The 13,939-nt window shown below is 72.3% G+C and carries 10 protein-coding genes; 5 read left to right on the forward strand and 5 right to left on the reverse strand.

The annotated features are described in order from the left end of the window. Positions 1-162: 162 nt before the first annotated feature. Both MMF93_RS17055 and MMF93_RS17060 read left to right on the forward strand, forming a co-directional pair. Entirely contained in the window at positions 163-951 is a 789-nt protein-coding gene (locus MMF93_RS17055; RefSeq protein WP_242752536.1) for a carbon-nitrogen family hydrolase, read from the forward strand. Between the two features lie 94 nt (positions 952-1,045). Further along, on the forward strand, positions 1,046-3,031 hold the full coding sequence (locus MMF93_RS17060) for an NHL domain-containing thioredoxin family protein (RefSeq protein WP_242752538.1): 1,986 nt from the start codon (positions 1,046-1,048) through the stop codon (positions 3,029-3,031). A gap of 51 nt (positions 3,032-3,082) precedes the next feature. On the opposite strand, the gene MMF93_RS17065 is transcribed toward MMF93_RS17060, so the two are convergent. The 4 genes from MMF93_RS17065 to MMF93_RS17080 form a co-directional block, all read right to left on the reverse strand. Next, a complete protein-coding gene (locus MMF93_RS17065; RefSeq protein ID WP_114025515.1) occupies positions 3,083-3,310 on the reverse strand; it encodes a DUF6458 family protein in 228 nt (75 codons plus the stop codon). 132 nt (positions 3,311-3,442) lie between these two features. After that, on the reverse strand, positions 3,443-3,970 hold the full coding sequence (locus MMF93_RS17070; protein WP_242752540.1) for a helix-turn-helix domain-containing protein: 528 nt from the start codon (positions 3,968-3,970) through the stop codon (positions 3,443-3,445). A 162-nt stretch (positions 3,971-4,132) separates the two neighbouring features. Continuing rightward, complete coding sequence (locus MMF93_RS17075) at positions 4,133-5,428, reverse strand: M18 family aminopeptidase (protein WP_242752542.1); 1,296 nt, start codon at positions 5,426-5,428, stop codon at positions 4,133-4,135. A 92-nt stretch (positions 5,429-5,520) separates the two neighbouring features. Beyond that, the gene (locus tag MMF93_RS17080) at positions 5,521-7,362 is read right to left on the reverse strand and encodes an acyl-CoA dehydrogenase (RefSeq protein ID WP_242752544.1); all 1,842 of its coding nucleotides are present in this window, start codon (positions 7,360-7,362) and stop codon (positions 5,521-5,523) included. Between the two features lie 116 nt (positions 7,363-7,478). On the opposite strand from MMF93_RS17080, the gene MMF93_RS17085 reads away from it, so the two are divergent. Next, a complete protein-coding gene (locus MMF93_RS17085; protein WP_242752546.1) occupies positions 7,479-8,057 on the forward strand; it encodes an SseB family protein in 579 nt (192 codons plus the stop codon). Between the two features lie 39 nt (positions 8,058-8,096). Here the strand turns inward: MMF93_RS17085 and MMF93_RS17090 are convergent, their stop codons facing one another. Then, positions 8,097-10,859 (reverse strand): SpoIIE family protein phosphatase, encoded by a 2,763-nt coding sequence (locus MMF93_RS17090; RefSeq protein WP_242752548.1) that lies wholly within the window; start codon positions 10,857-10,859, stop codon positions 8,097-8,099. A gap of 119 nt (positions 10,860-10,978) precedes the next feature. Here MMF93_RS17090 and aspS point away from each other — a divergent pair, with 119 nt between their 5' ends. Both aspS and MMF93_RS17100 read left to right on the forward strand, forming a co-directional pair. After that, positions 10,979-12,757, forward strand: a complete 1,779-nt coding sequence (aspS, locus tag MMF93_RS17095) for an aspartate--tRNA ligase (RefSeq protein ID WP_242752550.1) — start codon at positions 10,979-10,981, stop codon at positions 12,755-12,757. Positions 12,758-12,890: 133 nt separating this feature from the next. Beyond that, positions 12,891-13,499: a Uma2 family endonuclease gene (locus MMF93_RS17100; RefSeq protein WP_242752552.1), complete on the forward strand. Its 609-nt coding sequence runs from the start codon at positions 12,891-12,893 to the stop codon at positions 13,497-13,499. Positions 13,500-13,939 lie beyond the last annotated feature (440 nt).

Genomic DNA, 13,939 nt, shown 5'->3' on the forward strand with positions numbered 1-13,939 from the left:
GACACTGGGCTGGGCACTTGGCTGGACACTGGGCTGGGCACTGGACAGGGCAGGTGCTCGTGCTGGGTGCTCTCAAGTTACGCTGCGGACGAGAGCCCCGGCAGGGCTTTTGGGACGATGCTAGGCCCAATCGCCCCCCTCGATCGCATGGACGGTGGTACGGTGCGCGCTTCGATTCTGCAGATTCAGGTGGACCCGGACGAGTCGGTCGAATCCCGGCGGGAACGGGTCGCTTCGCTCGTCCGCGCCCAAGCGGGGGCCGACGTGGTGGTGCTGCCGGAACTGTGGCCGGTCGGCGCCTTCGCCCACGACCGTTTCGCCGCAGAGGCGGAGGAGGCGGACCCGGCGAAGGGCCCCACCGCGCTGGCCATGTCCGCGGCGGCGCGGGACGCGGGGGTGTGGCTGCACGCGGGCTCGATCGTGGAGAAGGGCGAGGAGGCGGGCGCCCTGTACAACACCTCCCTGGTCTTCTCCCCCTCCGGCAAGCTCGCGGCCACCTACCGCAAGATCCACCGCTTCGGGTTCGACCAGGGCGAGGCGGCGCTGATGACGGCGGGCAGCACGCCCGTCACCGTCGCCCACCCGCAGGCCACGCTCGGCCTGGCCACCTGCTACGACCTCCGCTTCCCCGAGCTGTTCCGTGCGCTGGTCGACGCGGGCGCCCAGGTGCTGGTCGTCCCCGCGGGCTGGCCCGCCAAGCGCGCCGACCACTGGAGCCTGTTCGCCCGCACCCGCGCCGTCGAGAACCAGTGCTTCGTCCTGGCCTGCGGCACCGCGGGCACCCACGCGGGCGTCGCCCAGGCGGGACGCAGCGCCGTCATCGACCCGTGGGGCGAGGTCGTCGCCGAGACGGACAGCACGGAGGAGACGGTGCTGACCGCCGACCTCGACCTCACCCAGGTCGACAAGGTCCGCGAGTCCTTCCCCGTCCTCAAGGACCGGGTGCTGTAGCCCCAGGAGCTGCAAGGACTCCAGGGGACTCGGAGAGGCCCGCCCTCGGAGCCGCGCGCTACGCGTCCGCGTCGCGAGGTGGCACGCTGGAGGGATGAACGACCCCGCCGCCACACCCGCCACTCCCGCCCCCGCAGGCACGTCCGCCGCCGAACCCGGCGCGACGCCCGCTCCCGCCGCCGCCCGCCGTCCCCGGGTCCGGGCGCCCGAGCTGACCGGCAAGGGCGGCTGGCTGAACACCGGCGGTGAGCAGCTGAGCCTGACGGAGCTGCGCGGGAAAATCGTGATCGTCGATTTCTGGACGTTCTGCTGCATCAACTGCCTGCACGTGATCGACGAGCTGCGGGAGCTGGAGGAGCGGCACTCCGAGACGGTCGTCGTGGTGGGGGTGCACTCGCCGAAGTTCGTCCACGAGGCGGAGCACGCGGCCGTGGTGGACGCCGTGGAGCGGTACGGGGTGGAGCACCCGGTGCTGGACGACCCGGAGCTGGCCACATGGAAGCAGTACGCCGTGCGGGCGTGGCCGACGCTGGTGGTCGTCGACCCGGAGGGATACGTCGTCGCGCAGCACGCCGGCGAGGGGCACGTGCACGCGATCGAACGGCTGGTGGAGCAGCTGGAGGCGGAACACGGGGCGAAGGGGACGCTGCGGCGCGGTGAGGGCCCGTACGTGCCGCCTGAGCCGGTCGCCACGGATCTGCGTTTTCCGGGGAAGATCCTGGCGCTGCCCGACGGCGGCTTCCTCGTCTCGGACACCACGCGGCACCAGCTGGTGGAGCTGGCGGCCGACGGGGAGAGCGTCGTGCGGCGCATCGGGGACGGCGAGCGGGGGCTGAGCGACGGCGGGCCCGGGACCGCGCGGTTCAACGAGCCGCAGGGCATGGCGCTGCTGCCCGACGGCGCCGTCCTCGTGGCCGACACCGTCAACCACGCGCTGCGCCGCCTGGACCTGGCCTCGGGGGCTGTCGAGACCGTCGCCGGCACCGGTGAGCAGTGGTGGCAGGGCGCGCCCACCGAGGGTGCGGCCCGCGAGATCGCGCTCTCCTCGCCCTGGGACGTGGCGTACTTCGCCGACCGCGTGTGGATCGCCATGGCCGGGGTGCACCAGCTGTGGACGTACGACCCGGTCGGCGGCGCCGTGGGTGTCGCGGCGGGGACGACGAACGAGGGGCTGGTGGACGGGCCCGCGAACCAAGCGTGGTTCGCCCAGCCGTCCGGGCTGGCCGTCTCCCCCGACGGGACGCGGCTGTGGGTGGCCGACTGCGAGACCAGCGCGCTGCGGTGGGTGGAGGCGGACGCCGAGGGCGACGGTGACGCCTTCGCCGTCCGTACCGCCGTCGGCACCGGACTCTTCGACTTCGGTCACCGCGACGGCCCGGCCGGCCAGGCCCTGCTCCAGCACCCGCTGGGGGTCACCGCGCTGCCTGGGAGCACCTCCCGGGACGGAGTCCCGGGGTCAGGTTCGGTCGCGGTCTGCGACACCTACAACCACGCGCTGCGCCGCTACGATCCGGCCACCGGCGAGGTCGAGACGCTGGCGACCGACCTGCGCGAGCCGTCGGACGCCGTGCTGGTACCCGGTGGCGAGATCGTGGTCGTCGAGTCCGCCCGGCACCGGCTGACGCGGCTGCGGCTGCCCGAGGACGCCGTACGGGTCGAGGGCGCGGCGCACCGGACGCGGCGCGCCGCCACCGAGGTGGCGCCCGGGACGCTCCGGCTGGACGTCGTCTTCCAGGCGCCGCCAGGACAGAAGCTCGACACCCGTTACGGGCCCTCGACGCGGCTGCTGGTGAGCGCCACCCCGCCCGAACTGCTCGCGGAGGGCGAGGGAGCGGACACCGCACTGCGGCGGGAGGTCCGGCTGGCCGGTGCCGAGGGTACGGAAGGGGTGCTGCACGTCTCGGCGATGGCCGCCTCCTGCGACGAGGAGGGGGAGTACCCGGCCTGCCACATGCACCAGCAGGACTGGGGTGTGCCGGTCCGCCTCACCGCGGGCGGCGCCGACCGGCTGCCGCTGGTGCTGGCCGGTCTGGACGAGGACGCCGAGGGTGCCGAGGGTGCCGAGGGCGACGGAGCCTGAGCCACGGGAGGGGCCCCGCGAGGGCCCCTCCACGTCCTGTCCGGCCCGTCGTCATTCCCAGTGGTGCTTGTTGACTTCCTCGATCACCGGCGCCCCGGGGGACGGCGGTTCGACGCGGCGCCGCTTGAGGATGCTGATGTAGGTGCACAGTCCGATGACGCCGACGATCAGCAGGACGACGCCCACCAGCTGGACGTTGACGCCGCTGACGTCCAGGTCGACGGCCAGGGCCAGAATCGCCCCCACCGCCATCATGCCGATGCAGACGACGATGCCCATGAGTGATGCCTCCCAGCTCGGTCGACGAGCCACGCTTGCCGCGGCTCCGCGCTTACCGGCGCCGAGTACCCGGGTCGGCGGGAGGCATACGCGGGACGCGCGACGGTAGTTGACGCACCTTCGGGTTTCCGGTCACGTCCGGCCGTCGGTGCTGGGTGTGTGGTCGTCGATGGCGGCGTCGTCGACCGGGACCCCGAACCAGCGCAGCGCGATGGGCCGGGTGCCGTGTGTGGCCACATCCCGGCCGGGTGCGAACCGCTGCACCAGGTCGAGGTAGGCGTCGTGGAACTGGTCCAACTCCTCCCTGTTGAGATGCAGGAGACCGCGTGAGCCGCGCATCCACCCCTCGGCGTCGACGGCCTCTTCGGCGTAGCGCCGGGCAAGCTCGATGTCCTCGGCCATCCGCAGCCGGTCGAGCTCGCCGATGACGGCCGCCTCGGCCGCGGTCAGATCCGTCTTCGCGGGACGGCGGATGTCCAGCCCGCGCACCCCGCGCCACCAGCGTTCGCGCCCGCCGGGCGCATGGTCGGGGTCGTCCTCGATGAAGCCGGCCCGCTCCAGCTGACGGAGGTGGTAGCTGAGGGTTCCGGTGTTCTCGCCGAGCGCGGCGGCGAGCGTGGTTGCCGTCGCCGGGCCCGCCTCGCCGGGAGACAACCGCATACGGCTGCAGAACGAGACGCGTTCCCTACGCCCCTACACCGAACCGCCCTGACGGAAGACCGACTCGCCCTGAAACGAGAACCGCACCGCCTCGACGGAGAACCGGCCAGCCCTGAGCACGAGCGGGGCCTTTCCTCCGCGGGCCCCGCGGGCCCCGGCGCCTCACTCGGCCAGGAACGCCGTCAGGCAGTTGGCCAGCAGGTAGGGGTCCTGTGTGCCGCACAGCTCGCGGGCCGAGTGCATGGACAGGATGGCGACGCCGATGTCGACGGTGGTGATGCCGTGCCGGGCCGCGGTGATGGGCCCGATGGTGGTGCCGCACGGCATGTCGTTGTGGGAGACGAAGCTCTGCCACGGCACCCCCGCGCGTTCGCACGCGGCGGCGAACAGGGCGCGGCCGCTGCCGTCGGTGGAGTAGCGCTGGTTGACGTTGACCTTGAGGATCGGGCCGCCGTTGGGCATGGGGTGGTGGCCGGGCTCGTGCCGCTCGGCGTAGTTGGGGTGCACGGCGTGCCCGGTGTCGGAGGACAGGCACACGGTGCCGGCCCAGGCGCGGGCCCGGTCCTCGTAGGCGCCGCCGCGGGCGAAGACGGAGCGCTCCAGCACCGAGCCGAGCAGGGGCCCTTGGGCGCCGGTGTCGGACTGGCTGCCGTTCTCCTCGTGGTCGAAGGCGGCCAGCACGGGGATGGCGGCGGGCTGCGGTCCTTCGCCCGTGGCGGCGGCGGTGAGCGCGGCGACGCCGGCGTGCACGGACAGCAGGTTGTCCATCCGGGGGCCCGCGGCGAGTTCTTCCTCGCGGCCCAGGTAGGCGGGGGCCTCGACGCTGTGGGCCATCAGGTCCCAGCCGGCGACGGCGTCCGCGTCCAGGCCGCTCTCCTGGGCGACGAAGCGCACCAGGTCGCCTTCGCGGGCCTGCCCAAGACCCCAGATTGGCGTCATGTGGCGCTGGCGGTCCAGCTTGAGGCCCTCGTTGACCTGGCGGTCGAGGTGGATGGCCAGCTGCGGCACGCGCAGCAGGGGGCGGTCGACGTTCACCAGGTGGCTGGTGCCGTCGCGCAGGGTGACCCGGCCGCTGAGACCGAGGTCGCGGTCGAGCCAGGTGTTGAGGAGGGCGCCGCCGTAGACCTCGACGGCGACCTGGCGCCAGCCGGCCGCGCCGGTGTCGGGCACGGGCTTGACCCGCAGGTTGGGCGAGTCGGTGTGGGCGCCGACGATGCGGAACGGGGTGGCGGGCGTCGCCCCCTCGGGCACGTACCAGGCGATCAGCGCGCCGCCGCGCAGCACGTACTTGCCGCCGGTGCTCGCGTCCCACGCCTCGGTCTCCCGTACCTGCCGGAAGCCGGCCTTCTCCAGTTCGGCCGCCGCGTTCGCCACCGCGTGGTAGGGCGAGGGGCTCGCGGCGAGGAAGGACAGCAGACCGTCGGTGTGGGCACGGTCGAACGGCGTGGCATCGCTCATGCCCCCACCCTAACGGCGCCTTTCACGATGCGGACGCCCCGCTCCCGTGGGGGTGGGAGCGGGGCGTACGGCCTCGACGGGTGCCGGACGGCTCAGAAGGCGTTCTCGTCCAGCTCCATGACCGACAGGTCCACCGCGTCGGCCAGCTCGCGCTGGACGGCGACCTGCGGCAGCACGTTCGCCGCGAAGAACTTCGCCGCGGCGATCTTGCCCTGGTAGAAGGGCACGTCCTTGGAGGGCAGGGTCTTGGCGTCGCCGCCGGACAGCTTCCCGGCGGCGACGGCCGCGCCGCGCAGCAGCAGGTAGCCGACGACGACGTCGCCGGCGGCCAGCAGGAAGCGGGTGGTGTTCAGGCCGACCTTGTAGATGGACTTGACGTCCTTCTCGGTGCCGGCCAGGTCGGTCAGCATGGTGCCGACGATGGCCTCCAGGTCACCGGCGGCCTTGGCGAGCTGGTCGCGGGCCCCGGCGAGCTCCTCGCCGCCCTCGGCCTCGGCGAGGAACTTCTTGATCTCCTCGGAGAGCGCGGTGAGGGCCTGGCCCTGGTCGCGGACGACCTTGCGGAAGAAGAAGTCCTGGCCCTGGATCGCGGTGGTGCCCTCGTAGAGGGTGTCGATCTTGGCGTCGCGGATGTACTGCTCGATCGGGTACTCCTGCAGGTACCCGGAGCCGCCGAGCGTCTGCAGGGACTGCGCGAGCTGCTCGTAGGACTTCTCCGAGCCGTAGCCCTTGACGATGGGCAGCAGCAGGTCGTTGAGGCGGTGCGCGGCGGAGGCGTCCTCGCCGGCGGCCTCCTTGACGATGATCTCGTCCTGCACGGTGGCGGTGTAGAGGACGAGGGCGCGCATGCCCTCCGCGTACGCCTTCTGCGTCAGCAGCGAGCGCCGCACGTCCGGGTGGTGGGTGATGGTCACCCGCGGGGCGGTCTTGTCGGTGAACTGGGCCAGGTCGGCGCCCTGGACGCGCTCCTTGGCGTACTCCAGGGCGTTGAGGTAGCCGGTGGACAGGGTGGCGATCGCCTTGGTGCCGACCATCATCCGCGCGAACTCGATGATCTTGAACATCTGGCGGATGCCGTCGTGCTTCTCGCCCAGCAGCCAGCCCTTGGCCGGAGCGTTGGCGCCGAAGGTCATCTCGCAGGTGTTGGAGACCTTCAGGCCCATCTTGTGCTCGACGTTGGTGGCGTGGACGCCGTTGCGCTCGCCCAGCTCGCCGGTCTCCCAGTCGAAGTCGTACTTGGGCACGATGAACAGCGACAGGCCCTTGGTGCCGGGGCCGTGGCCCTCGGGGCGGGCGAGGACGAAGTGCACGATGTTCTCGGACATGTCGTGCTCACCGGAGGTGATGAAGCGCTTGACGCCCTCGATGTGCCAGGTGCCGTCGTCCTGCTGGACGGCCTTGGTGCGGCCCGCGCCCACGTCCGAGCCGGCGTCCGGCTCGGTGAGCACCATGGTGGAGCCCCACTGCCTCTCGGCCATCAGCGCGGCGACCTTGTGCTGCTCCTCGGTGCCCTCCTCGTGGAGGACGCCGGCGAACGCCGGGCCCGAGGCGTACATCCACACGGCCGGGTTGGCGCCCAGGATGGTCTCGGCGAAGCCCCACAGCAGGGAGCGCGGCGCGGTGGTGCCGCCGATCTCCTCGGGGATGCCCAGGCGCCACCACTCGGCGTCCATGTAGGCCTGGTAGCTCTTCTTGAAGGCGGCCGGGACGGGCGCGGTGTTGGTCTCCGGGTCGAAGACGGGCGGCGTGCGGTCGCCCTCCTCGTAGGACGCGGCCAGCTCGTTCTCGGCGAGGCGGGCGATCTCGGCGAGGACACTCTTGGCGGTCTCGACGTCCATCTCCGCGAACGGTCCGGTGCCGTACACCGCATCGCGCCCGAGCACCTCGAAGAGGTTGAACTCGATGTCGCGGAGATTCGACTTGTAATGCCCCATGGCGACGGCTCCGTAATGACTCGCTCGTACTTGTCGGTAGCTCCCTAGATGATGCTACCCGTCGGTAATAAGAAGCAACCCCTCGCCGTCCATCTGTGACTGGATACTCTTTCGGTATGTACGGCTACGACCAGACCGGTGCCCCGCCCGGGCAAGGGCACGGCGGCCATGGTGGGCACGGCGGGCACGGCGGGCACAGCGGGCACGGCGGACACAGTGGGCACGGATACCAGCAGGCCCCGCCCCCGCCCCCCTACGGCGCGCAGCAGGGGGCGCCCCCTCCCTACGGCCAGCCGGGACCGCAGCAGCAGCAGCAGCCGTTCTACCCCGAGCCCTCCCCGCCCTCCCTCCAGGAGGCGGTCCGCGGTTTCACCACCGGGTCGCTGAGCGCGGAGGACTTCCAGGGCGTCTTCTCCTCCTCCAAGGTGTACTGCCCGCGCGGCGACACCCCCGGCTTCCTCGCCCTGCACAACACCCAGCAGCCGGTCATCCCGATGTTCACCACCCTCAAGGAGCTGCGCGCCTACGCGGGCAAGGAGTCGAAGTACTTCGTCATCACCGGTGCCGAGGTCCTCGACCTGCTGCCGTCGGGGTACGGCTTCGTGCTCGACATGGAGGGCGAGCACCGCGTGGTCTTCGACGCCAAGGCGGTGGAGGAGATGGTGGACTTCGCGATGCGGCGCATGTACGGCTAGAGCGCCCGCGCTCGCCGCCCCCGCACCGCCTGCCCCCGGTCAGTCCTCGTCGAGGGCCGAGAGGTCCCACGCCTCCCACTGGTCCAGGGACGGCTCCGCCGCCTCCTCGACGTCCTTCGCCGCCGGGTCGGCCTCCTGCATCTCGAACCAGATGCACTTGCCCTCGCCCCGCGGGTCCACGCCCCACCGGTCGGCGAGCATGCCCAGCAGCATCAGGCCGCGCCCCGAGGACGCCAGCTCGCCGGGGCTGCGGCGGTGCGGCAGCTCGTCGCTGGCGTCGGAGACGTTGACCCGCAGCGTGCGCTCCTGGGTACCGCCCCGCGCACCGCTCTCGGCCTCCCCCTCCGCGCCCCCGGTGTTGGCCGTAGCCCCGGCGCGCGGTGCGGTGATCTGGGCGACCAGCGTCGCGTCCCCGTCCGTGTGCACGAGCACGTTGGTCAGCATCTCGGACAGCATCAGCACCGCGCCGTCCACCTGCTCCGGGTCGGCCCAGTCGTGCAGCAGGTCGCGCAGCTGGTGGCGGGCGGTGGCGATCCGGTCGGGCTGGGCCTGCGCGACCTGCATCACGGTGCGCCGCGCCGAGACGGGCGTCCCGCCGACCGTCAGGCCTTCGGTGCGGGCGCCGCGCGCCAGGAGCAGCAGCGCGATGTCGTCCTCGCGCCGGGGGGTGAGCGGGGGCGCCGCCGTACGCGCCGGTGTGCCGCACTCGTCGCCGTGCGCCGCACGGACCAGCGCGTCGGCCACCTGTTCGAGGCCCGGTTCGAGCCCGGACCCGGAGCCGGGTTCGGGGCCGAGCTCGACGCCAGGTTCGGGTCCGGGCTCGACGCCAGGTTCTGAGCCGGCCTCCGCCTCGCTGTCGTCCGGCCGCGTGCGCAGCCCCTCGACGACCTCGTTGATCCGCTCCCAGCCGGTCTCCTGGTCGTGTCCGCCGGCCTCCAGCAGCCCGTCGGTGCACATCAGCAGCCGTTCGCCGGGCTCCAGGACGAGCCGGGTGACCGGATAGTCGGAGTCGGGTTCGATGCCGAGCGGGAGGCCGCCCGCGGTGGGGCGCACCATCATCGGCCCGTCGGGGAGCTGGACGGCCGGGTCGGGGTGTCCCGCGCGGGCGACGTCCAGGGTGCCGGTGGCGGGGTCGACCTCCACGTAGAGGCAGGTGGCGAAGCGCGGGTCGGCGGTCTCCGGCTCCTCCTCGTCCGCTCCGGCCTCGGGCGGGAACCCGGCCGCCTCCTCGGCGGGGGCCGAGGGCGGGGGCGCGTTGACGCGTGCGCCGGCGCCCATGCCGTGCAGGAAGCGGGAGGCGCGGGAGAGTACCGCGTCGGGGTGGTGGCCCTCCGAGGCGTAGGCCCGCACGGCCACCCGCAGCTGGCCCATGATGCCTGCGGCCCGCACGTCGTGGCCCTGCACGTCGCCGATGACCAGGGCGGTCCTGCCCGAGGGCAGGGGGATCACGTCGTACCAGTCGCCGCCGATCTGGAGGCCGCCGCCGGTGGGCACGTAACGCGCCGCCAGGTCCATGCCGGGGACGGCCGGGCTGTGCGCGGGCCGCATCGCCCGCTGGAGCCGGGCGGACAGCTCGCGCTCCGACTCGTTCAGCAGCGCCCGCGACAGCGACTGGGCGAGCATCCGGGCGACGGTGGTCAGCACGGCGCGCTCGTCCGGGGTGAAGGCGACGGGCTGGGCGAAGGCCGCCATCCAGGCGCCGATGGTGCGGCCCGCGACGGTCAGCGGCAGGAAGGCCCAGGCAGTGCGCCCTGGCTGGGTCTCGGCGGGGCGGGCGGCGGGGAAGCGGTCCGCGTACTCCCGCGGGTCGAGGAGGTAGAGGGCGCGGCCGGTGCGCACGGCCTCGGCGGCCGGGTCGTCGTCGGTGAGCCGCAGGTGGGCTCCGCTGCCGGGCGGGCCGAGGCCGCCGCCGGGCCCGTACGGGTGCCCAGGACCGTAGGGGTAGCCGGGCCGCGCCGGGGCGCCGGGTGAGGCCCCGTAGACGGTGAGCTGGTCGCCGCTGACGCAGAAGACGGCGAGCGCGTCGGGCGAGAAGCCCGGCATGGCCAGCGACGCGGCGACTCGCAGCACGTCCGCTGTGGTGTACGCCTCGGCCAGCGCCCGCCCCGCGTCCAGCAGGAACGCCTCACGGTTGCGGCGCCAGTCCCACGCGGCCGCGGCGCCGCGCCCCCGCGGCCCGGCCACGTCCTGCCCGTGGTTGCCCCGGTCGCCCCGGCCGCCGCGGTCACCGGGGGCCGCGCGGGTCAGCGGACCCGCTGCCTGCTGCTCGGGGCGCTCCTCCGGCTCCGGCACCGCGTACACGAGGCCGACGAGCCCTGGCGCGCCCTCTTCCCGCTGCCCGGTGCCCGCGGGTGCGCGCGGCGCGGGGCGCACGACGGTGCGGACCGTTCCGACGACCGCCCCGTCCGCGTCCACCACCCGCAGCAGCGCCTCGGCGGTGGTCTCCTCGGCGAGCGCGAGCGTGACGATGCTCTGGAAGCCCACGTAGTCGACGGCGTGCAGGTGGGAGCGGACGGCGCTGCCCGGGAGGGTGAGGTGGGTCTCGGTGCGGGGCGCGGGCCCCGCCGCAGGCCGCCCGTCCCCGGGCGGAGCCCCGGACGGCGAGGGCGCTACGGTCGGTCCCGCCGAGTCGGCCGGCCCGGCCGGGCCGGAAGGCACTGCCGGGTCCGCCAGTCCCGCGACCGGGGAGTCGTCGACTCCGAGCAGCCGCGCCGCGCGGGTGTCGAGCGTCACCAGACCTGTGGCGTCGTCCCAGGTCCACAGGCCCGCGCCCAGGGCTGCCAGGGCGTCGTCGGTGCGCATTGCACCACTTTATGCAGAGTCCGTCTGGTTGCGGAAACGGGGGCGAGGCAGGGTAGCCCAGGGCGGTACTCTGAGGGGTATTCCACTGTGACCCCTGCGCCGAACGACTTGGATGAATGATGCATCGGTACCGGTCCCACACCTGCGGCCAGCTTCGCGCCACGGACGTCGGCACTGACGTCCGCCTCAGCGGCTGGCTGCACAATCGTCGGAACCTGGGCGGCATCCTCTTCATCGATCTGCGCGACCACTACGGCATCGTGCAGCTCGTCGTCCGTGACGAGTCCAGTGAGCTGGACGCCAAGCTCAGCTCGCTGTCCAAGGAGACCGTCGTGCGAGTGGACGGCACGGTCACCGCGCGCGGCGCCGAGAACGTCAACCCCGAGCTGCCCACCGGCGAGATCGAGGTCGAGGTCTCCCAGGTGGAGGTGCTGGGCGGCGCCGAGCAGATCCCCTTCACCATCAACGCCGAGGACGGCGTCAACGAGGAGCGGCGTCTGGAGTACCGCTTCCTCGACCTGCGCCGCGAGCGCATGCACCGCAACATCATGCTGCGCTCGCAGGTCATCGCGAAGATCCGCGAGAAGATGGTGGCCCAGGGCTTCAACGAGCTGGCCACCCCGATCCTGTCGGCCACCTCGCCCGAGGGCGCCCGCGACTTCCTGGTGCCCTCCCGCATCCACCCGGGCAAGTTCTACGCGCTGCCGCAGGCGCCGCAGCAGTTCAAGCAGCTGCTGATGATCGCCGGGTTCGACCGCTACTTCCAGATCGCGCCCTGCTTCCGCGACGAGGACGCCCGCGCCGACCGCTCGCCCGGCGAGTTCTACCAGCTCGACATGGAGATGAGCTTCGTCGAGCAGGAGGACGTCTTTGCCGTCATCGAGACGCTGATGACCGAGCTGTTCCAGGAGCTGGGCGAGGGCCGCGAGGTCACCTCGCCCTTCCCGCGCATCCCGTTCCGCGAGGCCATGGTCAAGTACGGCTCCGACAAGCCGGACCTGCGCGCCCGGCTGGAGCTGGCCGACGTCTCCGACCTCTTCGCAGGGTCCGGCTTCAAGGCGTTCGCCGACAAGCACGTGCGTGCGCTGCCGGTGCCCGACACGGCCTCCCAGCCGCGCAAGTTCTTCGACTCCCTCGGCGACTTCGCCGTCGAGCAGGGCGCCAAGGGCCTGGCCTGGGTGCGGGTCGCCGAGGACGGCACGCTGTCCGGCCCGATCGCGAAGTTCCTCACCGAGGACGACGTCAAGGCGCTGACGGAGGCGCTCGGCCTGGCACCGGGGCACGCGGTCTTCTTCGGGGCCGGCGAGTTCGACGAGGTCTCCACGATCATGGGCGCGGTCCGCGTCGAGGCCGCCAAGCGTGCCGGACACTTCGAGGAGAACGTCTTCCGCTTCTGCTGGATCGTCGACTTCCCGATGTTCGAGAAGGACGAGGAGACCGGCGAGATCGAGTTCTCCCACAACCCGTTCTCCATGCCGCAGGGCGGCCTGGAGGCGCTGCGCACCAAGGACCCGCTGGACATCCTCGCCTGGCAGTACGACATCGTCTGCAACGGCGTCGAGCTGTCGTCCGGTGCCATCAGGAACCACGAGCCGGAGATCATGTTCGAGGCCTTCGGGATCGCCGGCTACTCCAAGGAGGACGTCGAGCGCGACTTCGGCGGCATGCTCCGCGCCTTCCAGTTCGGCGCCCCGCCGCACGGCGGCATCGCCCCCGGTGTCGACCGCATCGTGATGCTGCTCGCGGACGAGCCCAACATCCGCGAGACCATCGCCTTCCCGCTCAACAACAACGCCCTCGACCTGATGATGGGCGCCCCCAGCGAGGTCGACGACAAGCGGCTGCGCGAGCTGCACCTGTCGGTGCGCAAGCCCCCGCAGGTGAAGCCCGCGCAGTAGCGCGCGGCCTTCCCCCACCGCGGACGTCCCACGGGCCCGGGCCCTCGATCGAAGAGGGACCCGGGCTGGTGGTGTGCCCGCTACTGTGGACCCGTACGCAGCCCGCCCTGCCACCACGCGGAGGCGAACGACCATGACGGTGCCCGCCCTGAGCCCCCGTCCCGGCAATCTGCGCGAGGTCGCGGAGGAGATCGAGAGGGCGACCGGTCTGCGCGTGGAGATCCTGGGAGGGAAACTCGTGATGTCCCCGACCGCGCGCGGCAAGCAGGCGGGAACGGTCAGGCGACTGCGCCACCTGCTCACACCGCAGCTATCGGGCGGGATCGACCTGTATGAGGTGTCATCCATCGCCCTGCCCGGCGACCCGGAGGACTACTGCACCCCCGACCTCGTCGTCCTGCCCATCGAGTGGGAGGAGGACGACGAATGGCTCGTCGACCCCGGTGACGTCGAACTGGCCGTCGAGGTGATCTCCAAGTCGGAGAAGGCGAAAGACGTCAGCGCCAAGAACGGCTGGTACGCGGCGGCGGGCGTGCGCACCCTGCTGGTCCTCGACCCGCGCGGCGGCGACTGGGCGCTCTTCACCCACCCGCGGGACGGCGAGTACCAGGGCCGGTTGCGGGGCAAGTACGGCGACGAACTGCTGCTCCCCGCTCCCTTCACGCAACCCGTCGACACGGCGTGCCTGCCGGTCTACGGGGACGGCGCCCTCGAACGCCGGAAAAGGGGAGAGCAGTCGTGACGAAGAGCGACCCGCTGCTCAGCATGTGGCACGAGCTTGAGGTGCCGGACGGTCTGCACGTCGAGCTGTTGGACGGAGAGCTTGTGATGCAGGCGAATCCGGGGCATCTGCACGACATTCCGGGACGTACCTTCGTCCGCCATGTACCCGTTATGCGGCGGTCGGGGTGCCGGTCTATGTGATCGTCGACCCCAACGACGCCACATGGCACGTGTTGCGGCTCGACGGCCGGTGCTACGTGGAGACGGGAAGGGCATCTTCGGCCAGCCGCTGGTACTGCCGGAGCCGCTGGGGTTCAGCGTGCCGACCACCGGGTGGCGCCCGTATCCGGCCCGCTGAGCCCCGCCCGTGCGAGCGGGGCTCACCATGGCAGGCGGGCTCTACTTCGTCTCTTCCAGCCTGGGGCTGTGTTTTCTGGGGGCGGCCCCCAGACCCCCGGT

The sequence above is a fragment of the Streptomyces tubbatahanensis genome (assembly GCF_022699385.1).
Lineage (GTDB): Bacteria > Actinomycetota > Actinomycetes > Streptomycetales > Streptomycetaceae > Streptomyces > Streptomyces diacarni.